Consider the following 19,474-nt stretch of genomic DNA (forward strand, 5'->3'; position numbering starts at 1 on the left):
AAACCACATGCCCAACCCGGCATGGGTTGGCCGCTTGAATTCACTAGTCATTTGGCGCTCAGCGCCACGTTTCGTTGGGGTCTTACCGGCTACGCGGCAAGCGAAGAAACCGGGCCCCTAGAAAAGAGCGCTGCTTTATATCAGAAGGCCCCCTCCGGAACAAGCACGGATTGACTTTTCCCCGCCAGAGAACCTGCTCCGATCAGCCGTGGCACGAGCGTTTCCGAGCGGCCCGGCACCGGGCGCCGTTCGTCGCGTTGCTGCATATATAAAGAAGAACGCCTGACGCCCGGTACCCAGGGAAATCGAGCGGGCCACGATAATGGCGGTTATGGTTTTACTGTGCGAAATTGCGGGTCGTTTTCGATACCATGCGATCCATCGCTGCATCCCTGATTGCCCAGCGTAGGTTGCGCAGGCCGCAACACCGTCCAGGCAATCTGCTATCGTTCGCGCCCGCGGCCCACTACCCAGACAGACCGACACCACCAATGAGCGACATCGAAGAAAACGATACCGAGAACCCCAAGGACCGCAAGTTCGTCGAGGCCCTGTCCCGCGGGCTGGAAGTTCTGCGTGCCTTTACCCACGGCTCGGTGGTGATGGGCAACCAGGACATCGCGCGGATCACCGGGCTGCCCAAGCCTACGGTTTCCCGCATGACCTACACCCTGACCAAGCTCGGTTACCTCAGTTATTCCCAGCAACTGGAGAAATACCAGCTCGACTCCGGCGTGCTCGCGCTCGGCTATGCCTACGTCTCCAACCTACGCGTACGGCAGCTCGCCAAGCCATATATGGATGAGTTCGCTCGTCGCACCAACACCACGGTAGGCCTGACGTGCCGAGACCGGCTGTCGATGATCTATGTGGAAAACTGCCGCCCGGCCGAAGTCTCGACGCTGCGCATGGATGCCGGTGTTCGCCTGCCGCTGGCCACTACTTCGGCTGGCCGGGCGTTTCTCGCCGCCACGCCGGAAAAGGAGCGCGGGCACCTGATGGCGGCTCTGGAAACCAAGTACGGCGACCAGTGGCCGGCCATGAAGCGCTCGCTGGAGGAATCCTTCGAGGAATTTCGCCAGCACGGCTTCTGCCTGTCGCTCGGTGACTGGGACCGCAACGTCAAGGCTGCCGGCGTACCGCTGCACCTGGCCGATGGCAGCATCATGGCGCTGACCTGCGGCGCACCGTCGTTCCAGCTGAGCGAGGAAACCCTCAGGGGTTCGCTGGCCCATCAGCTGGAAATGCTTGCGCGCGACATCGAAAGCCTGGGTGTCTGAAAGGCAAGGCCGCGAAGTGCGGGCGGCCCGTCGCCATTGACAACCGACCGCCAGCGCAAACGATTTCCATATTCCGCAGTGCGAAACATGGCCGTCGTATTTCGAACCATATGTGCTGGTTATGGACCTTGCCGGATGGCTGATCTCCGACAACAGTGAGGAAGGCGTACACGCCCTCGCCCATCGGAGCTTGCCATGCACAACAACAATAACGGCTACCCCTCGAGCACCCGCGCCTGGATGACAGTGGCGATCCTGATGCTCGCCTACGTGCTGTCCTTCGTCGACAGGCAGATTCTCAACCTGCTGGTGGCGCCGATCCGCCGCGATCTGGACATCACCGACACCCACATGAGCCTGCTGATGGGCTTTTCGTTTGCCGTGTTCTACACCATCTGCGGCGTGCCGATCGGGCGCCTGGCCGACCGCAAGAGCCGCCGCGGCATCATCGCCATCGGCGTGCTGGTGTGGAGCCTGATGACCGCGTTGTGCGGCACCGCGCGTACCTTCTGGCAGTTCCTCGTGTTCCGCATCGGCGTCGGTGTGGGTGAGGCCGCGCTGTCACCCTCGGCCTATTCATTGATTGCCGACAGCTTCCCGCCCAGGCTGCGCGGGACTGCCATGAGCGTCTATTCGATGGGCATCTACATCGGCTCGGGCCTGGCCTTCCTGCTCGGCGGGCTGGTGGTCAGGTTCGCTTCGGCGCAGGGCGATGTCGCCTTGCCGGTGCTCGGCCTGGTGCGTCCGTGGCAGCTGATCTTTCTTGTGCTGGGCGCCGTAGGGGTGATTTTTACCGCGGTGCTGTTGCTGATCCGCGAGCCGTCGCGCAAAGGGGTCGGCGCCGGCGTCGATGTGCCGCTCGCCGAAGTGGCCGGCTATATCCGCCAGAATCGCCGCACGGTGCTCTGCCACAACTTCGGCTTCGCCTGCCTGGCGTTTGCCGCCTACGGCAGCTCGGCGTGGATTCCCACGTTCTTCATCCGCACCTACGGCTGGGCGGCGAGTGACGTGGGCGTACTCTACGGCTCGGTGGTGGCCGTGGCCGGCTCGCTGGGCATCATTGCCGGCGGACGGCTCTCCGACCTGCTGCACCGGCGCGGCTACCGCGACGCACCGTTACGCGTAGGCATCATCTCCGCAGCGCTGACACTGCCTTTGAACTTCGCCTACCTGGCCGGCAGCGGCGAGCTGGCGCTGACCCTGATTGCCTTCCACGTGTTCACCATTGCCATGCCCTTTGGCGTCGGCCCGGCGGCGATCCAGGAAATCATGCCCAACTCCATGCGCGGCCAGGCCTCGGCGGTGTACCTGTTCGTCATCACCATGGTCGGCCTGGGCATCGGCCCGACCGCCGTGGCGCTGGGCACCGATTTCGTCTTCGGCGACGACAACGCCCTGCGCTACTCGCTGCTGATCGTCACTGGCATTGCCCTGGCCGGAGCGATCCTGCTGCTCAGCCTCGGCCTCAAGCACTACCGCGCAAGCCTGGATCGGTTGCAGGAATGGCAGCCACAGGGTGCCGCAGCAGCGTCCGTCTGATGCCCCTTCGAGTCGGCTCGCCCGGTCCGGGTATTAATCGGGTCGGCTTGCAACAGTTCCCGTAACAAGCGGAGCGTTTCGCTGCAGTTTGGTGCGAGACCGCTCGCAACTGGAGGACATCACCTTGCGCAAGGCCTGGATTAATCCTTGCGCAAGATCACCCTAAGCCTTGAAACCCTTATCCTAGAGCCTTTTTAGTTTGTGGTGCTGGTGGGAATTGTGTGTAATTGCCCGCCACTTCATGGATTGAACGGCAGCTCTTCGGCATGGCACCTGCCGTCGCATCAGTCCGCTCGTCAGCCGGCCATACGAAAGAGGACTGCTCTATGGGCTTCGTCAGGAAAACCAGCACCCTGCTGCTTGGCAGCGCAATCGCACTCAGCTCCGGCTGCGCCAACATGGCGGACCAGGAATGGGCCAACAAGGAGAACATCGGCACGCTGGTGGGCACAGCGGCAGGGATCCTTGTCGGCAGCCAGATTGGCGGTGGCAGCGGGCGCACCGCTGCGATGATCGCCGGTGCACTGGCCGGCGGCTACCTGGGCAAGACCATCGGCGCGAACCTCGACGCGCGCGACCGTGAAGCCTTGGCGGAGCAAACCCAGCAGGCCTTGCAGCACGCGCAGGATGGCCAGGCCACCCAATGGTCCTCGACCCACAGCGATGCCAGGGCCACCATCACGCCGGTCAAGACGGAAACCGTGGAGCGCCAGGTTGCGGTCAAGCGCACCCCCAAGGTCCAGCCGGTGGCGAACATGACGCTGATCAACCAGCCCTACCGGGCACTGAAATCAGCCAACGTGCGCAACGCGCCAGACCTGAAAGCCGAGAAAGTCGCGGGGCTGCCTACCGGCACGACCTTTACCGCCATTGGCCGCACTGACAATGACTGGATCATGGTGGGTCGACGAGGCGTAACCATCGGCTACGTCTACGCACCGCTGGTGGCGCAGGTGGAGGCGCAGCCCGCGCAGGCAACCGCCAGTACCGATACCGCAACCGACCTGGACAGCCTGGACCTGGCCAGCGCTGCAAACAAGGGTATCGATCTGGACGTCATCGATCTGGATGCAGCGCCAGTCGAGCAGGCCATGACCGCCCAGACCACCTGCCGCACGATCAACTATGACGTGACCGCAAAAGGCTCCAGCGAGCAGCAGACCGCCAAGGCCTGCCAGGCGGCTGACGGTGCGTGGGAGCTGATCTGATGACACCACGCACCAGCGCCCTGCTGACCCTTCCACTGCTGGCGGCTACCCTGTCGGTACAAGCCGCAAGCCACCGACTCGCGTATTCCAAAGCGGAAAATGTCGAGGTGTTCGTCGATCACCCGGACAGCCAACCCTGGTGCAGCGATGACCTCAAGCTGCGCTTCGTGTTTTCCGGCGCGGTCGATAAGGCTGCGATCGATCGGCTGCTTCCCAAGCTCGGCGGATTGATGGGCAGCCAGTGCCCGGCGGCAACCCAGCTCACCTGGACGGCCTCGGGCCCGACAGGCGCAGACGCCCTTAACGGCGCCGCCAGCCAGGCCACAGGCTGGGCTGCCCGTCCGGCCCAACCGGCAGTTGCGAAGAACACGACGAGCGACGCTCCCTCACCGTCAGCATCGCCAGCCCCTGGAAGCGAGGCCCCGCCGGCCGCGAATCAACCGGAGGTCGCGTCCCGTTCAGCCGAGATCGCGGACGCACCGCAACCCGAGGATGAAGCTGCTCCGGGCGCCGATGCACCGGCCCTGAAGCAACCGGCAGAGCCACCTGTCGCTGCAGCCACACCCGAGCCCGGGCCTGCCCAGGCAAGCACCGAAGAGCCGGCAGAGGCCCCCACCGCCCAGGCCAAACCGTTCAGCGTTGCCGGCTGGCAACCCGCTCCGCCGCAGGAGGTCTTGGCCAAGGCCGGCTTCCTGACCGAGATCAGCGACCAGAACGGTTGTCGCTTTCGTCTTGGTTTCACGCCGGCGGACGGCATAGACAATGTCACCGCGCAGTCAAAGGGTGCAACCTGCGCTCCGGACGGCTACGCGCAGGGCGAGGGAACCCTGGTTCTCGTCCGCCGTGACGGGGTGCAGGTCCACGACTTCAACGGCAGCTTCCTGCATGGCCTGGAAATCCGGGGCGACGTGCCGCAGCTACCCGTCGTCGGCCTGGACCAGGGCCGTAACCTGTACCTGCTGCTGCACAGCGAGCCGGCCAGCAAGGTGCACTATCTGATACGCCTCGACCATTACAGCTATGGCAGCTACTGGAACGGCGGCAGCGCGTCCCTGGTCGCCCTTACCGAAAACCGGGACCTGTTCCGCGACCTGGACAGCATTCGTCTGACCATCGATCTGGCCACCGCCTACCTGACGCAAAGCGCGCCCTCGCTGCGTGGCATCCATTTCTACGGCGTACGCGATCTGGTCAAAGGCATGCAGGAGCGCGACCGGGACTACTGGCTGTACGAAATCGGCCTCAACCGCCATTACCGGACCAAGCAATGGGAGTACAACCCCGCCCGCGCGCAGAACCACCTGTTTGTCTTCGAGCGCAAGGAAGCCGAACGTCAGCGGCAGGCCGAGCTGGAGCGCAAGCGCAAGGCGCAACTGGAGCGTGAACTGGCGGCTCGCCAGGCCGAGCAGCAACTGCAGTTGTACGACCAGTTCCGTGAAGAGGTGCGCAAACCGGAGACCCTCTACCGTCGCCTCCTGACCGATGCCAGCTACACGCCCTTTGGCGGAGGCAGCTACGCCTCGATGATGCGCGGCAACGAACAGGCCTACAGCCAGATCGTCCATCTCGACGGTGAGGCGGGCAGCGACTGGGCTATCGACTACCCCTACGCCGCGGTGCTGGAGAGCGGGGCAAGCCAGCCGGAACTCGAAGACGGCTGGTATCTGGTCAAAGGCAAGGCCCGTCTGGATGGATCGCAGAAGGACGAACAAGGCCTGCCGCTGACGCGAGTGACTGCTGATTCGGTTCAGCCGTGCAGCGAAGACGGCTGTGCCGACCTGCTCGACCCCCTCAGCTTGGTTCGCCACCAGATCGGCGACACACAATGGACGCCGGAACTGGCCAGGCAGCGCATCGCGCAGGCACGGCCGGAGCACGCAACGCAGCAAGGAGATGACCAATGAACCGCCTACCCCTGATGATCGGCGCCGCGGTGGTCGTGCTGGCCGGCGGTTATTTTGGCCTGAGCGCCTACAGCAGCAGCCAGGCGAATGCGCTGCTGGAGGACTGGGTCTACGATCATGGTCTCGATGAGCAACTCAGCTGGGACTCGGTGTCATCCAGCCCCTTGGGCGGACGCGTGACCATCAGCGGCCTGCGCGCCGAGTTTGGAAAGAACCAGCCGGACTTGCGCGCCGAACAGCTGGTGATCAGTGATCGCGATATCAGCGACGAGCAGACCCGCATTCGCCTGCATTTCGAAGGCGTGCAGACCGACAGTTCCGCGCTGAGTGCATTGAACTCGCTCACCGGCGGGTTCGGGCTGCTACGCGGCTTCGCTCCGGCGGTGAGTAGCGGCCTGACCGAGCTCAAGCCGTTCGATCTCGAGCTGTTCGTCGACATAGACGATGACGCTGGCACACTTGAAACCGACCTGTTCGTTGGCATGCCCGAGCTGTTCGATTCACGCCTCAGCTACCGGCTGAGCAACCTGCGTGACCTGAACCGCACCCTGCGGCGCCTGGCAGAGGATCTGGGCGGAAACGCCAGCCCGTTCGGCTTCGCTGGCCCGCTGGGCGAGCTGACCTCGAGCGTCGAGCGGGCCGAACTTGAGCGCACCATGCTCAGCCTGCAGGACCGGGGCCTGGCCGCCCGCAGCATTGCCCTCTATCAGCGCTACAACACGCCTCTCGACCCTTCCGCGGGCAGCGCCGAGCACCAGCGCAAGGCGTACTACGAGAAGGTGGTTGCCGAAGCCAAGGGAAACTGCGACCGGGAGGTGAAGGCGCTTCCCGGCGGTTTCCGGGATGCCTGCGAACTGATGAGCGAGCTGATGCTGGGTGAAGTCAACGGCATACAGCTGACCGTCGAACCCGAAAAGCGTGTGCTGCTGACGGACCTGACCGACCTGCAAGATGAACGCCGCCGCGAGCGCCTGCTGGATCGGCTGGACCCCCAGCTCGACAGCCTTTGATGGTTCGATAGCGGAAACAGAGCGGCCGGGCAAACGCCCGGCCGCTCTGTTTCGCTGCTAAGAGCCTGCGCAACCGCCAAACGCTCTTCGCCGGCGATCACGCCACCTGCATCAGCTTCGCATAGGCCTTCAGGTGGTGGTCGTCGTCACCGAACTGGTGGGCGATCATTACCAGGCGCTTGGCGTGATGGGCGAGGTTGTATTCCCAGGTCATGCCGATGCCACCGTGCAGCTGGATGGCTTCCTCGGCCACCTTGCGCGCGGCGCGGGCGCAGATGTACTTGGCGGCCGCGATGATGCGACGACGGTCGTCGTTGTCTTCGCCATCGGCAAAGGTCGCGGCGAGGATCGCCATGCTGGTGGCCTGTTCCAGCTCGGTCTGCATGTCCACCATGCGGTGCTGCAGGACCTGGAACTTGCCGATCGGCACGCCGAACTGCTTGCGCGTCTTCAGGTAGTCGAGGGTCAGCTTGCAGGCCTCGTCCATGCTGCCGAGGGCATCGGCGCACTGCGCGGCGATGGCGCGGCCCTGCTGGTAGCGCAGCGCCGGGAGCGCGTTGCCGATTTCGCCAAGCACGGCATCGGAACCCACCTGCACGTTGTCGAGGAACAGGTCGCAGCCCTTGCGCCCATCGACGGTTGGGTAGACTCGGCGGCTGACGCCCTGAGCGTTCGGGTCGACCAAATAAAGGCTGATGCCAGTCTCATCACGGCTGTCGCCTGAGCTGCGGGCAGAGACGATGATCTGTCCGGCACTATGCCCGCCGATCACCACGGCTTTACGGCCGTTCAGACGATAGCCACCGTCCGCTGCCTCTGCCTTGGTCTGCACGTCGTTGAGGTTGTAATGGCTCTGCGGCTCGTCTAACGCCACCGCCAGTTGCAGCGACCCGGCGGCGACTTGCGGCAGCAGGTCCTGTTTCTGCGCATCGCTGCCCAGTTGATTGAGCAGTCCGCCGCCGAAAATCACCGATTGCAGGTAGGGCTCCAGCGTCAGGCCGCGACCCAGTTCGGTCATCACCAGCATGGTTTCCACGCCGCTACCACCAAAGCCGCCGATGTCCTCGGAGAACGGCACGGCAGTCAGACCCAGCTCGCCCAGCTGCGACCAGAATTCGGCGGAAAAGCCCAGCTCGGACTCGCTGAACTTCTCGCGCTGCTCGAACGGGTAGGCGTCGCGCACCAGACGCGCCGCGGTGTCTTGCAGCATTTGCTGCTCTTCAGTCAGTTTGAAGTCCATTGCGGTGCCCCCTTACAGCTCGAGAATCATCTTCGAGACGATGTTCTTCTGGATTTCGTTGGAGCCGCCGAAGATCGACAGCTTGCGCATGTTGAAGTAGTCGCCGGCCAGCGCCGCGCTGTAGTCGGCATGCAAGAGCTCGCCGTCATAGTCCAGCTGCAGCTCCTCTTCCAGGAACGGCAGCGCGTAAGGACCGATGACCTTGCGCAGCAGGTGGGTGATGGCCTGGCGGATCTCGGTGCCCTTGACCTTGAGGATCGAGGACTCGGCACCGGGTACGCCACCCTCCTTCGCCGCAGCGAGGATGCGCAGGGTGCTCATCTCGATGGCCATGAGCTGCATCTCGACTTCCGCGACCTGAGCGCGGAACAGCGGGTCTTCGAGCATCGGCTTGCCGTCGCATACTTCCTTCATGGCGATGCGCTTGAGATGCGCCAGCGCCGCCTTGGAGGCACCGATGCCGGCCAGGCCCGTGCGCTCGTGGGTCAACAGGTACTTGGCACAGGTCCAGCCCTGATTTTCCTCGCCGACGAGGTTTTCCACCGGCACGCGAACGTTGTCGAAGAAGACTTCGTTGACCTCGTGGTCGCCGTCCAGGGTGATGATCGGCCGCACGCTGATACCGGGGCTCTTCATGTCGATCAGCAGGAAGCTGATGCCGCGCTGCTGCTGGGCTTCGGGGTCGGTGCGCACCAGGCAGAAGATCATGTTGGCGTGCTGGCCGAGGGTGGTCCAGGTCTTCTGGCCGTTGACCACGTAATAGTCGCCGTCACGCACGGCGCGGGTCTTCAGGCTGGCCAGGTCGGAGCCGGCGCCCGGCTCGGAATAGCCCTGGCACCACCAGTGCTCCCCGGACAGGATGCGCGGCAGGTAGTGGTCCTTCTGCTGCTGGGTGCCGAACTTGATGATCACCGGCGCGACCATGTTGACGCCAAAGGGAACGGTGCGCGGCGCACCGAACTGGGCGCACTCCTCGTCGAAGATGTGTTTTTCGACCGGCCCCCAGGTGGTGCCGCCCAGTTCAACCGGCCAGCCCGGCGCGTACCAGCCGCGCTTGACCAGAATCTGCTGCCAGCGCTCGTGATCCTGCTTGGACATGTGCTTGCCGAGCTTGACCTTGGCGGCAATGTCCGCCGGCAGCTCGTTTGTCAGGAAGGCGCGCACTTCATCACGGAAGGCGAGCTCTTCGGCTGTGTAGTTGACGTTCATGGATGAATCCTCGATGTCCGATCAGCGTGGAGGCGGGCGGTGCTCACTGCCCGGCCTGCCATTCGGTGAAGGTACGGCCTTCTGCGGCCAGTTTTTCGAGCAGCGGCGCCGGCTTCCACCAGTCGCCGCACCGTGCGTGCAGCTCCTTGACTCGGGCGAGCACGGTGTCCAGGCCGACGCTGTCGGCATAGAACATCGGCCCGCCACGGAACGCCGGGAAGCCGTAGCCGTTGAGGTAGATCACGTCGATATCGCTGGAACGCTGGGCGATGCCTTCCTCGAGGATCTTCGCGCCCTCGTTGACCAGCGCATAAATGGTCCGCTCGATGATGTACTGCTCGTCCAGCTCGCGGCGCTCGATGCCCTTTTCCTGCGAGGCTGCTTTCAGCATAGGCGCGAGTTCCGGGTTCTCCAGCGGCGTGCGATTGCCGGGCTCGTACCGATAGTAGCCGGCACCGGTCTTTTGCCCGAGCATGCCAGCGGCACAGAGCTTGTCGGAGACGGTGGGGAAATCCAGATGCGCTGGCAGCGTCGCGCGTTGACGCTTGCGGATCGCCTGGCCGATGTCGAGGCCGGACAGGTCGCGCATGGCGAACGGCCCCATGGCCATGCCGAAGTTGCGCAGCGCCCCGTCGACCTGCTGCGGCGTGGCGCCCTCTTCCAACAGGAATTCCGCCTCGCGGCCGTACTGGAAGACCATGCGGTTGCCGACGAAGCCGTCGCAGACGCCGACCACCACCGAGACCTTCTTCAGCTGCTTGCCGATCGCCATGGCGGTGGCGAGCACTTCATCGCTGGTCCGCTCACCACGCACCACTTCCAGCAAACGCATGACATTGGCCGGGCTGAAGAAGTGCAGGCCGACCACATCCTCGGGGCGTTTGGTGAAGGCGGCGATGGCGTTCAGGTCCAGCGACGAGGTGTTGGAGGCGAGGATCGCACCCGGCTTGCACACCGCATCCAGTTGCTCGAAGACCTGCTGCTTGACGCCCATCTCTTCGAACACGGCCTCGACCACCACGTCGGCATCGGCCAGGGCGCCGTAGTCGGTGACGCCAGCGATCAGCGCGAGGCGCTGCTCCATCGCCTCCTCGGTCAGGCTGCCGCGCTTGACGCTCGCCGCATAGGTGTCACGCGCGCGCTGCAGGCCGCGTTGCAGTGCCTCGTCGTTGATTTCCAGCAGCTTCACCGGCACTCCGGCATTGGCGAAGCTCAAGGCGATGCCGACACCCATGGTGCCGCCGCCGATCACCGCGGCGGAATTGATCGCACGTGGTTTCACATCAGCCGGCAGGTCATTGATCTTGCCCGCCTGACGCTCGGCGAAGAATGAATGGATCAGCGCGCCGCGCTGCGGCGAATTCAGGCACTCGGTGAACAACTCACGCTCGCGCTTGAGGCCTTCGGCGAGCGGCAACTGGGTCGCCGCCTCGACCGCCGCGATGCAGCGTAGCGGCGAGAACAGCCCCGGCATGCGCTTGGCGACTTCGGCATGCTTGGCGCGGATCAGCGCCTCGTTGTCGGCGCCTTCCAGACCGCGAGTCTGCTCACCGCTACGACGCGGGCCGCGGCCCTCCGCCAGCATACGGCGTGCGTAGGCAAGGCCGGCGTCGACCAGATCACCCTCGAACAGCTCATCAACGATGTGGTGCTCGACCGCCTCCGCCGCACCGATGGGTGAGCCACTGACAATCATGTCCAGCGCCTTCTCAACCCCTGCCAGACGCGGCAAGCGCTGGGTGCCCCCAGCACCGGGCAGCAGGCCCAGCTTCACTTCCGGCAGACCGACCTTGGCGTCCTTGCGAGCGATGCGGTAATGGCAGCCCAGCGCGACCTCAAGCCCGCCACCCAGGGCGGTGCCATGAATCACCGCTACGCTTGGCTTGTTGCAGCCCTCGATGACCTCGATCACCTCCGGCAGGCTCGGCGCCTGCGGCGGCTTGCCGAACTCCTTGATGTCAGCGCCGGCAATAAAGGTACTGCCCTCGCACACCAGCGCCACGGCGCGGACCTGCTGGTCCGCTTCGGCCTGCTGAAAGGCCTGCAGCAGACCCTCACGCACCGCTTGGCCGAGGGCGTTGACCGGGGGATTGTTGACCGTGATCAGAGCGATGTCGCCCTGAACTTCGAGCCGTACGACGTCCGTCATGAGGCCTCCGCTGTGAAATGCTGATTGGATTTGTTATTTCACGGAATCATGTTTCGCAGTGCAGAATAAGTAACTCATTTCTGCCTGTCGAGTGTTTGCCAGAATAGGCGTTGCGCATCCGCCGTGTGAATGACGATCAATGCGCCAAATACCGCGTAAAACCTGAAGCGCTGGCGGTACGACTCAGCGGGCGGCAAAGCGCAACGGCGCCTCGTCGAGCAGCTGTGGGTCGATCCCCAGCATGCGCACTGTCCGTTCGTCTGCGAGGCTTGAAGGCGGCGTGCCTGCTGGCAGATCGACCAGGCGGTGGGTAAGGTCCAGAATCAGCGCCTCCTGGGAAAAGACTCCTGCACCCTGGCCATAGTACGCAGCTATCAATTGCCGAAGCCCGAGCGGTAGTCGCCAGTGAGCGCGAAGCGCCGAGCCGAACCCAGCGGCCCGCGTTGCCATGACCCGGTCGATGGCTGGCTCGTCGAGACCCTCTGCGCGGTCGATCCACCCTTGCAGGGCACGAAGCAGCGCAAGCTCGCCGATGTTCTGCAGCAGGCCAGCGGTATAGCAGCTTTCACCATCCAACCGCAGGCGCCGAGCGAACCACAGGGCCAGCTCTGCTGCACGCCGAGCCTGCTCGGTCACTTCCAACGCACGACTGGCCAGACGGGGATCGGCAAGTCGTGCGTTGCGCTGAAGCGCAATCGAGACCACCAAGTTCAGGACCCGCCGGATTCCGAGTCGCGAAAGGGCCTGGGCTACGCTTTGGCACGGCGTCCCCTGATAGTGAGCCGCGCTGTTGGCCTCACTTATCAGGCGCGCCGTAATCTGGGGCTCGCACGCGAACATGGCTTCTAGCTCGGCAAGGTCCAGGTTACCGGCTTTCAGGCTCTGGCCCACCGCGGCCTGCACATCGCTCAGCAACGGCGCGCCGCTGTTGTCATTGCGCACACGCTCAAGGTAGGTTTCGAGGTCTTCGTTGGGGCTGACCGGCACACCACTCGAGACGGTCGCAGAGGCCGCCAATAGCCGCTTTCCCAGCAACTCGGCCGAAAGCGGCCGGGTGAGGTAGGCAAGCAGGCCAAGCGGAACCGCAGCCCGCACGCTCGCGGCGTCGGCATCAGCATCCACCAGCACGCAATTGGCGCGCGCAGCAGGCGGCCGCGCGCGCAGCGCCCTAAACAGCTCGAGACCGGTCATGTTGCCGATCTGCGCGGCAGCGATGACTACGTCAGGTGCCTGGATATGGCTCCATTCCAACGCTGCAGTCCCGTCCTGGCACACCTTGAGCCGCGCCTTGGGCCACGTTGCCAGAACCTGGGCTTCGATCAGTGTGCGGCTGGCTGGGTCGGCATGGACAACAAGCGCTAAAGGAGACTTCGAGCGAGGCACAGCGAGCCGATCCGGTTTTTGAAATGTTGGCGCGCAGTCTAGCAATGGGTCATTGCGCGAGACCGGGGTGCGACAAAAGGCCCTCGGCTCGCTTGCACCTGAGCCGGGGCCGCACCTGGAGGAAGAGAGGGATGGCCTGGCGTTGCCACGCCTCCCCATGGGTTCAGTCGATCAGGACGATCGCGAGCACCGATCCACTGCGACTCTACAGCCCCAGGCAGAGGTACTTGATCTCCAGATAATCCTCGATGCCGTACTTGGAGCCCTCTCGGCCCAGGCCGGAGGACTTCACACCGCCAAACGGCGCCACCTCTGTGGAAATCATGCCGGTATTGATGCCGATCATTCCCGACTCGATGGCCTCGGCGACGCGGAACACGCGGCCCAGGTCGCGGGCGTAGAAGTAGGCCGCCAGGCCGAACTCGGTGTCGTTGGCCAGGGCGATGCCCTCGGCCTCGTCCTTGAAGCGGAACAGCGGCGCCAGCGGGCCGAAGGTTTCCTCCTTGGCGACCTTGGCGTTGTGCGGCACATTGACCATCAGCGTCGGCTCGAAATAACTACCGCCCATCTGGTGCGCCTTGCCGCCAGTGAGCACCTGGGCGCCGTTAGCCACCGCATCCTCGATGTGCTCACGCACCTTGGTTGCCGCGCGGTCATCGATCAACGGTCCGATGTCGACGCCCTCATCCAGACCGTTCCCCACCTTGAGCTTTTCAACCGCCGCCTGGAATTTCCTGGCGAACTCGTCGTACACGCCGTCCTGCACGTAGATGCGGTTGACGCAGACGCAGGTCTGCCCGGCGTTACGGTACTTGGACTGCATGGCGCCCTTTACCGCCTCGTCGAGGTCGGCGTCATCGAACACCAGAAACGGCGCGTTCCCCCCCAGCTCCAGCGAGATCTTCTTGATCCCCGGCGCGCACTGAGCCATCAGCTTGGCGCCCACTTCGGTGGAGCCGGTAAAGCTGAGCTTGCGTACGGTCGGGTTGGCGGTCAGCTCGTCACCGATATCGCCAGCCGAACCGGTGATGACGCTGAACACGCCTTTCGGAATGCCGGCGTGTTCGGCCAGTTCGGCCAGGGCCAACGCGGAGAACGGCGTCTGGCTGGCCGGCTTGAGCACCATGGTGCAGCCAGCAGCGAGCGCCGGGCCAGCCTTGCGGGTGATCATCGCCGCCGGGAAATTCCACGGCGTGATGGCCGCGGTCACGCCAATCGGCTGCTTGATGACGATGATGCGCTTGTCTTTCTGGTGGCCCGGGATGGTGTCGCCATAGACGCGCTTGGCTTCCTCGGCAAACCACTCGATAAAGGAGGCGGCATAGGCGATCTCGCCCTTGGATTCGGCCAGCGGCTTGCCCTGCTCCAAGGTCATCAGGCGACCCAGGTCGTCCTGGTTCTCCATCATCAGCTCGAACCAGCGGCGCAGCTTCTGTGAACGTTCCTTGGCGGTCAGGTCCCGCCAGGCCGGCAATGCGCGCTCGGCAGCTTCGATAGCGCGCCGCGTCTCGGCAGCGCCCATCTTCGGCACGGTACCGAGGATTTCGTTGCTGGCCGGGTTGTTGACCTTGATGGTCTGGCCGTCATCCGCGTCCTGCCAGGCGCCGTCTATATAGGCCTGCTGGCGGAACAGCGTGGTGTCTTTGAGTTGCATGGCAGTCTCCTACGAGCCGGCGCGGTGCCGGGAATTTGGACCAAGGCCATCAGGCCGATACGGGGCGATTGGCAGCGGAACGCCGTTCCAGGTCAGAACGAACCCAGACCCGAGGGTTCCGGCTGCAAGCTCAGGCGTTTGAAATCTCGAACGCATGCTAGGACCAAATCCCGATAACAGGCAATACAGCGTTCGGAAAAATTAACGCACCATAGCTCAGCCTGATGACATGACGTCAGGGCCCCGCAGCCATCCGGCAATCCGACCCGCAGCCGCCGAAGCGCCATGGACGACCGCGAAGGACATGCGTATGATTGCGCCCCGCAACGCATCCGTAGCTCAGCTGGATAGAGTACTGCCCTCCGAAGGCAGGGGTCGTGGGTTCGAATCCCGCCGGATGCGCCATCTCTTCCCCTTGGTTCTCAAGGGGTTAGCGCTCCTGACAGAAACCTCTCCTAGTCCTGAACGTCTTTTTTTGCCAGAAGTTTGCCACCCTCAACGGTAGCGGGCCCGGTTGAACAGTGCTCAGCATTCACGGCGATAGCCAGCCGAGCCACACGATTTCAGCCTTCGAGACGCCTGCAGCCATAGCATTGCCGGCCTCCCCAACAAATCCATGATTGTCGTGCCAGCAATCGCCTTGGCGAAACCGGTACCGAATACCCGAGCGGGTGATGTGCGGGTGTTCGGCCTCCCTCCCGCCGATGTAGGAAGGATTCGCGGGGAGACGAAGGTTTTTGAGTGACGGGATGTTGCTGGGATGCCATGCCCAACACGCATTGGATGCGCTATCTGACAACCTGCGCATCATGCAGGCCCAGCTCGGCTGGGAGTTTCAGCGTTTGATGAGCCCAGCTTTTACCAAGATCAGGCGCTGCACCTACCAGCCAATCAAGCCGACCGCTGACAAGAGGCCGGTCCTGAAGCAGCTCTGAGTACCCTAACGGTAGCGTTCGGGCATATCGTCACTCGCCGCCGTGAAAGTCTCGGTTTGCCTGGATTGCTGTTCTGGCGCTTGCTGGTCATCCGTACGGATTCCCAGCGCGGCCAATAGCGTCTCGGTTACTTCCATGAATGAATAGCCATCAGCCCATATCTGGGATGTTCCGTTCAGCTTGTTGCCCATGTGCAGACCTCTCGCCGGATCGCTTTGCAGCAAGTCCATTATGTTTTTATCGCCACTTGGCAGCGAGTAGCGAGCATTGACCGTGCCACAGGACACCGTTAAGCAAAACACCTTACATATCAATCGGTTAGGTAAATACTGGATATTGGCAAGGCTTGCAAGTTGCACTGTAACCAAATAGCGACCATTGCAGGATGCACGTAGGCCAAGGGCATCTTGGCGCGATAGGCTAGGCCGAATAACTGCCACTGCTCGAGTGCGCCATGCAGATCGACGAAGAATTCAAACTGAAAAAGCTCGAGGTGTTCCTGGCCTTCATGCGCAGCGGAAACCTGAGCAAGGCGGCCGCCGAGCTGAATACCAGCAACGTCAGCGTGCATCGTGCCGAAGATGCCGTCGCTGAACGCGTCCACAGGTTTTCCGCTTGTGGAGCGCACAGTAGGGACGTGACCGAAAGGTCATCAATCAAGCGCAGAGGCGTTTCGTTACGCTGAGGGTTAACGATGGCTCTGGATGGGCTCAGAGCCAACCGAGCGTCACGCTGGCGAGCAGCACGTAGCGGCCGCCCTTGGCCAGGGTTACCAACAAGAGGAAGCTCCACAGCGGTTCACGCAGCGTACCAGCGACTACTGTCAGCGGGTCGCCGATGATTGGTACCCAGCTCAGCAGCAGCGACCAGCGACCGAAGCGGTGATAGCTGCGCTGGGCCCGTTCCAGCTGCTGCGCGCTGACGGGGAACCAACGTTTGTTGCGCAGGCGTTCGATCGATCGGCCCAACAGCCAGTTGATCAATGAGCCCAGCACATTGCCCAGCGTGGCGACCGCCAGCAGACCTGTCATCGAATAGCCGCCATGCAGCAACAGTCCGACCAGAACGGCCTCGGATTGAGCGGGTACCAGCGTAGCGGCGGCGAAGGCCGCGCCGAACAGGCCGAGGTAGGCAGTCAGGTCGAACATCATGGAATCGTGGGCTCAGGCATCGCCGATGCGACATAACGAGAAGGCATGATGAAAATCTGGCAGGCTGCAGCCTTGGCGTCACGCCTGGCAAGGTAACAGAGGATTTTGATGAAAGGCAGGTTGATCTACCTCATCGGCCCTTCCGGTTCCGGCAAGGACAGCGTGCTCGATGCGGCACGCGAAGCCCTGGCCGAGCGCGGCGTACGTATCGCACGGCGAGTCATCACGCGCTCGGCCGAAGCCGTGGGCGAATCTGCCGAAGCGGTCAGTCATGACGAGTTCGATCGTTTGGAGCGCGACGGTGGCTTTGCCATGAGCTGGCGCGCCAACGAACTCGCATACGGGATACCAATCCAGATCGACCAGTGGCTGGCCGCCGGTGAGGATGTGCTGGTCAACGGTTCGCGGGGCTATCTTGAGCAGGCGCGCCAGCGCTATCCCGACCTGCTGGCGGTGTTGCTCAGCGTGCGCCCCGAGGTGCTGCGCCAACGGCTGCTTAAGCGCAACCGCGAGACGCCGGAGCAGATCGAAGCCCGCCTGGCGCGCAACGCGCGTTTCGAGGATTCGCTGGATGAACTCTTTCTGCTGGACAACTCAGGCGATCTCCACGAGTCAGTGAGCAAGCTGCTGCGGCTCATCGATCGTTAACCCATCAGCGCGCTGGCTGCGGGTGAAAGCCTGGTACCGCGTTGGGCCGGTCGATACGAGTGGCGGGCATGCTGCAGTTCAGGTCCCGGAAAGGCTGGCCGTTGAGCAGCTCCCAGCCATGCCCCGGCGAGGTCTGTCGACAGATCACGGTGCCATCGGCCTTGCTTTGCCACTGGTAATACGGCGCCGGGGCGGCGTACGCCAGCAGCGGCAGGAACAGGCTGAACGCAATGAGAACGGCGCGCATGGGTCGGACTTCGATAGAGGGCTGGCGCCACTTTAGCCGGATCGGCATGCAGCGCAAACACGGTTTGTCGCAGCGGCGGCTAGGACCAGACCTTTTCCGCCTCGCGCATAAAGATCTCCACCGTTTTCGGCCCGATCCCTTCGAACTCGCCCAGCCTTTTTTCCAGCTCCTTGCGGTCCTTGCTCCTCTCGCGAATGTTGCCGAGCTTGCCGCCGTATTCGTTATTGAGCTTGTCGCAGAGCTTGAGCAGGCGCTCGGCGGTCGATTCGTCATAGCGCACGTAGTGACCCTCCCCAAGCATGTCCACCAGCTCTTGCCAGCTGCAGTTGCCCAGCTTTCTCGGCGTGTCGCGCTTGTGCATTTCGACGATGACTCGGTAGGCGTCGGCGGCGATGTCCTGCTGGATGCGCTTGCCGAACAGGAAGCTGGCGATGAACCATTTGAACAGCTCGCCTTCTCCCTGACTGATATCGATCCCGAGTTCTTTCGCGCTGATTTCACTGGCCATTGCTGTGTCTCGCTCGCGGTGGATTCCTCTGTTGCGACGCCAGCGGCAGATCAGGGTTCGCATCGGCCTTTGCGCTGCAATAGGCAGAATTCCGCCTATCGTTGCTTCACCCATGAGCGAAATCTTGCCAACGGCGTCTATGAGGTGGCCCTGACCCGCCGAAACAGAGCCTTCGCCGTTATGGCACAGCTCGTGCTATGTCTTAACTGCCCGATGCGACGACCAACGACAAGAAAAGCCGCACAGCGCTCCTGCTTCACTCTGTGAAAGCACGTCCGACGCCGTCTCTCCTTTTCCTGTCGTTGAATGCAGCCCCTGGCGCTGTAGCTGATCGTCTATCGTCAGTTCTGCAAAACCAATAACAACGAAACGGAGATACACCATGAGATTGACCAAACGCTTCAGCCTGCTCGCTGCCGCAGCGGCCTTCACCGCCAGCACCGCCGCAGTGGCTGCCCCGACCTTCATCAACATCCTCACGGGCGGCACCAGCGGGGTGTACTACCCAATCGGGGTGGGCATCTCCCAGCTGTACAGCAAAGGCATCGACGGCGCGAAAACCTCCGTGCAGGCAACCAAAGCCTCGGTCGAAAACCTCAATCTGCTGCAATCCGGTCGCGGCGAGCTGGGCTTTGCCCTCGGTGACTCTGTCGCTGACGGCTGGAATGGCGTCGAGGAAGCCGGCTTCAAGGCACCCCTGAAGAAACTGCGCGCCATCGGCGGCAGCTACCCGAACTACATCCAGATCGTCGCCAGCCAGGAGTCCGGCATCAAGACCTTGGCTGACCTCAAGGGCAAGTCGATCTCCGTCGGCGCGCCGAAATCCGGGACCGAACTCAACGCCCGCGCCATCCTCAAGGCGGCCGGCCTGAGCTACGAAGACATGGGCAAGGTGGAATACCTTCCGTTTGCCGAGTCCGTCGAGCTGATCAAGAACCGTCAGCTGGATGCCACCCTGCAGTCGGCCGGCCTGGGTATGGCCGCCATTCGCGACCTGGCGTCCACCATGCCGCTGAACTACGTGGAAATCCCGCAAGATGTGGTCGCCAAGATCGGCAACGACGCCTACCAGGCGGCCAAGATCCCGGCGGGTACCTATGACGGCCAGGAAGCGGACGTTCCCACCGTCGCCATCACCAACATCCTGGTGACCCATGAGGGCGTACCGGACGACATTGCCTACCAGATGACCAAGCTGCTGTTCGAGAACCTCGACCAGCTGGGCAACGCGCATTCCGCCGCCAAGGACATCAAGCTGGAAAACGCCACCAAGGCGCTGCCGATCCCGCTGCATCCGGGTGCCGAGCGTTACTACAAGGAAGCCGGCGTACTCTGAGTACGCCATTGGGCAGCCTTGGTGCTGCCCGATCTGATCCGCGGACGCCAGTCCTGACGCCCGCGGCTCGCCG

At 63.2% G+C, this 19,474-nt stretch carries 16 protein-coding genes, 1 tRNA gene and 1 pseudogene; 9 read left to right on the forward strand and 9 right to left on the reverse strand.

All coding sequences use genetic code 11. The features are described 5' to 3' along the window. Positions 1-491: 491 nt before the first annotated feature. The 5 genes from AC4LFW_RS18255 (at position 492) to AC4LFW_RS18275 (ending at position 6,941) form a co-directional block, all read left to right on the forward strand. Positions 492-1,280 (forward strand): IclR family transcriptional regulator, encoded by a 789-nt coding sequence (locus AC4LFW_RS18255; RefSeq protein ID WP_491820937.1) that lies wholly within the window; start codon positions 492-494, stop codon positions 1,278-1,280. 195 nt (positions 1,281-1,475) lie between these two features. After that, positions 1,476-2,819 (forward strand): spinster family MFS transporter, encoded by a 1,344-nt coding sequence (locus AC4LFW_RS18260; RefSeq protein WP_491820938.1) that lies wholly within the window; start codon positions 1,476-1,478, stop codon positions 2,817-2,819. A gap of 326 nt (positions 2,820-3,145) precedes the next feature. Continuing rightward, positions 3,146-4,027 carry an SH3 domain-containing protein gene (locus AC4LFW_RS18265; protein WP_491820940.1) on the forward strand — a complete coding sequence of 294 codons (882 nt, stop codon included), beginning with the start codon at positions 3,146-3,148 and terminating at the stop codon, positions 4,025-4,027. Further along, the gene (locus AC4LFW_RS18270; RefSeq protein ID WP_491820941.1) at positions 4,027-5,931 is read left to right on the forward strand and encodes a hypothetical protein; all 1,905 of its coding nucleotides are present in this window, start codon (positions 4,027-4,029) and stop codon (positions 5,929-5,931) included. Before AC4LFW_RS18265 ends, AC4LFW_RS18270 begins: the two co-directional genes overlap by 1 nt. Continuing rightward, entirely contained in the window at positions 5,928-6,941 is a 1,014-nt protein-coding gene (locus AC4LFW_RS18275; protein ID WP_491820942.1) for a hypothetical protein, read from the forward strand. The genes AC4LFW_RS18270 and AC4LFW_RS18275 overlap by 4 nt, the downstream gene beginning before the upstream one ends. 97 nt (positions 6,942-7,038) lie before the next feature. On the opposite strand, the gene AC4LFW_RS18280 is transcribed toward AC4LFW_RS18275, so the two are convergent. The 5 genes from AC4LFW_RS18280 to gabD all read right to left on the reverse strand — a co-directional run bounded on the left by AC4LFW_RS18280 (position 7,039) and on the right by gabD (position 14,576). After that, positions 7,039-8,181, reverse strand: a complete 1,143-nt coding sequence (locus AC4LFW_RS18280; protein ID WP_491820944.1) for an acyl-CoA dehydrogenase family protein — start codon at positions 8,179-8,181, stop codon at positions 7,039-7,041. A 12-nt stretch (positions 8,182-8,193) separates the two neighbouring features. Then, positions 8,194-9,390, reverse strand: coding sequence for an acyl-CoA dehydrogenase family protein (locus AC4LFW_RS18285; RefSeq protein ID WP_491820946.1), 1,197 nt, complete (start codon positions 9,388-9,390; stop codon positions 8,194-8,196). 43 nt (positions 9,391-9,433) lie between these two features. Further along, on the reverse strand, positions 9,434-11,539 hold the full coding sequence (locus AC4LFW_RS18290) for a 3-hydroxyacyl-CoA dehydrogenase NAD-binding domain-containing protein (RefSeq protein WP_491820948.1): 2,106 nt from the start codon (positions 11,537-11,539) through the stop codon (positions 9,434-9,436). 183 nt (positions 11,540-11,722) lie between these two features. Next, entirely contained in the window at positions 11,723-12,922 is a 1,200-nt protein-coding gene (locus AC4LFW_RS18295; protein WP_491820949.1) for an HDOD domain-containing protein, read from the reverse strand. A gap of 205 nt (positions 12,923-13,127) precedes the next feature. Beyond that, the gene (gene gabD, locus AC4LFW_RS18300; protein WP_491820950.1) at positions 13,128-14,576 is read right to left on the reverse strand and encodes an NADP-dependent succinate-semialdehyde dehydrogenase; all 1,449 of its coding nucleotides are present in this window, start codon (positions 14,574-14,576) and stop codon (positions 13,128-13,130) included. 328 nt (positions 14,577-14,904) lie between these two features. On the opposite strand from gabD, the gene AC4LFW_RS18305 reads away from it, so the two are divergent. Then, positions 14,905-14,981, forward strand: a tRNA-Arg gene (locus tag AC4LFW_RS18305). A gap of 535 nt (positions 14,982-15,516) precedes the next feature. On the opposite strand, the gene AC4LFW_RS18310 is transcribed toward AC4LFW_RS18305, so the two are convergent. Beyond that, positions 15,517-15,702: a hypothetical protein gene (locus AC4LFW_RS18310; RefSeq protein ID WP_491820952.1), complete on the reverse strand. Its 186-nt coding sequence runs from the start codon at positions 15,700-15,702 to the stop codon at positions 15,517-15,519. A gap of 263 nt (positions 15,703-15,965) precedes the next feature. On the opposite strand from AC4LFW_RS18310, the pseudogene AC4LFW_RS18315 reads away from it, so the two are divergent. Then, a pseudogene (locus tag AC4LFW_RS18315) lies at positions 15,966-16,088 on the forward strand (LysR family transcriptional regulator); the annotation flags it as partial. A gap of 133 nt (positions 16,089-16,221) precedes the next feature. Here the strand turns inward: AC4LFW_RS18315 and AC4LFW_RS18320 are convergent. After that, positions 16,222-16,659 (reverse strand): YqaA family protein, encoded by a 438-nt coding sequence (locus tag AC4LFW_RS18320; protein WP_491820953.1) that lies wholly within the window; start codon positions 16,657-16,659, stop codon positions 16,222-16,224. Between the two features lie 111 nt (positions 16,660-16,770). Here AC4LFW_RS18320 and phnN point away from each other — a divergent pair, with 111 nt between their 5' ends. Then, positions 16,771-17,310, forward strand: coding sequence for a phosphonate metabolism protein/1,5-bisphosphokinase (PRPP-forming) PhnN (gene phnN, locus AC4LFW_RS18325; protein WP_491820954.1), 540 nt, complete (start codon positions 16,771-16,773; stop codon positions 17,308-17,310). 4 nt (positions 17,311-17,314) lie between these two features. On the opposite strand, the gene AC4LFW_RS18330 is transcribed toward phnN, so the two are convergent. Together AC4LFW_RS18330 and AC4LFW_RS18335 are read right to left on the reverse strand one after the other, a co-directional pair. After that, positions 17,315-17,557: a hypothetical protein gene (locus tag AC4LFW_RS18330; protein ID WP_491820956.1), complete on the reverse strand. Its 243-nt coding sequence runs from the start codon at positions 17,555-17,557 to the stop codon at positions 17,315-17,317. A gap of 79 nt (positions 17,558-17,636) precedes the next feature. After that, entirely contained in the window at positions 17,637-18,065 is a 429-nt protein-coding gene (locus tag AC4LFW_RS18335; RefSeq protein ID WP_491820958.1) for a DNA methylase, read from the reverse strand. 382 nt (positions 18,066-18,447) lie between these two features. On the opposite strand from AC4LFW_RS18335, the gene AC4LFW_RS18340 reads away from it, so the two are divergent. After that, positions 18,448-19,401 (forward strand): TAXI family TRAP transporter solute-binding subunit, encoded by a 954-nt coding sequence (locus AC4LFW_RS18340; protein WP_491820960.1) that lies wholly within the window; start codon positions 18,448-18,450, stop codon positions 19,399-19,401. Positions 19,402-19,474 lie beyond the last annotated feature (73 nt).

This window comes from Stutzerimonas sp. C6.4V (assembly GCF_058536345.1).

What these genes read in the sequence shown, in the direction of transcription:
- AC4LFW_RS18255 (WP_491820937.1), top strand. Translation starts at nt 492, where the DNA reads ATGAGCGACATCGAAGAAAACGATACCGAGAACCCCAAGGACCGCAAG.
- AC4LFW_RS18260 (WP_491820938.1), top strand. Translation starts at nt 1,476, where the DNA reads ATGCACAACAACAATAACGGCTACCCCTCGAGCACCCGCGCCTGGATG.
- AC4LFW_RS18265 (WP_491820940.1), top strand. Translation starts at nt 3,146, where the DNA reads ATGGGCTTCGTCAGGAAAACCAGCACCCTGCTGCTTGGCAGCGCAATC.
- AC4LFW_RS18270 (WP_491820941.1), top strand. Translation starts at nt 4,027, where the DNA reads ATGACACCACGCACCAGCGCCCTGCTGACCCTTCCACTGCTGGCGGCT.
- AC4LFW_RS18275 (WP_491820942.1), top strand. Translation starts at nt 5,928, where the DNA reads ATGAACCGCCTACCCCTGATGATCGGCGCCGCGGTGGTCGTGCTGGCC.
- AC4LFW_RS18280 (WP_491820944.1), bottom strand. Translation starts at nt 8,181, where the DNA reads ATGGACTTCAAACTGACTGAAGAGCAGCAAATGCTGCAAGACACCGCG.
- AC4LFW_RS18285 (WP_491820946.1), bottom strand. Translation starts at nt 9,390, where the DNA reads ATGAACGTCAACTACACAGCCGAAGAGCTCGCCTTCCGTGATGAAGTG.
- AC4LFW_RS18290 (WP_491820948.1), bottom strand. Translation starts at nt 11,539, where the DNA reads ATGACGGACGTCGTACGGCTCGAAGTTCAGGGCGACATCGCTCTGATC.
- gabD (WP_491820950.1), bottom strand. Translation starts at nt 14,576, where the DNA reads ATGCAACTCAAAGACACCACGCTGTTCCGCCAGCAGGCCTATATAGAC.
- AC4LFW_RS18310 (WP_491820952.1), bottom strand. Translation starts at nt 15,702, where the DNA reads ATGGGCAACAAGCTGAACGGAACATCCCAGATATGGGCTGATGGCTAT.
- AC4LFW_RS18320 (WP_491820953.1), bottom strand. Translation starts at nt 16,659, where the DNA reads ATGTTCGACCTGACTGCCTACCTCGGCCTGTTCGGCGCGGCCTTCGCC.
- phnN (WP_491820954.1), top strand. Translation starts at nt 16,771, where the DNA reads ATGAAAGGCAGGTTGATCTACCTCATCGGCCCTTCCGGTTCCGGCAAG.
- AC4LFW_RS18330 (WP_491820956.1), bottom strand. Translation starts at nt 17,557, where the DNA reads ATGCGCGCCGTTCTCATTGCGTTCAGCCTGTTCCTGCCGCTGCTGGCG.
- AC4LFW_RS18335 (WP_491820958.1), bottom strand. Translation starts at nt 18,065, where the DNA reads ATGGCCAGTGAAATCAGCGCGAAAGAACTCGGGATCGATATCAGTCAG.
- AC4LFW_RS18340 (WP_491820960.1), top strand. Translation starts at nt 18,448, where the DNA reads ATGAGATTGACCAAACGCTTCAGCCTGCTCGCTGCCGCAGCGGCCTTC.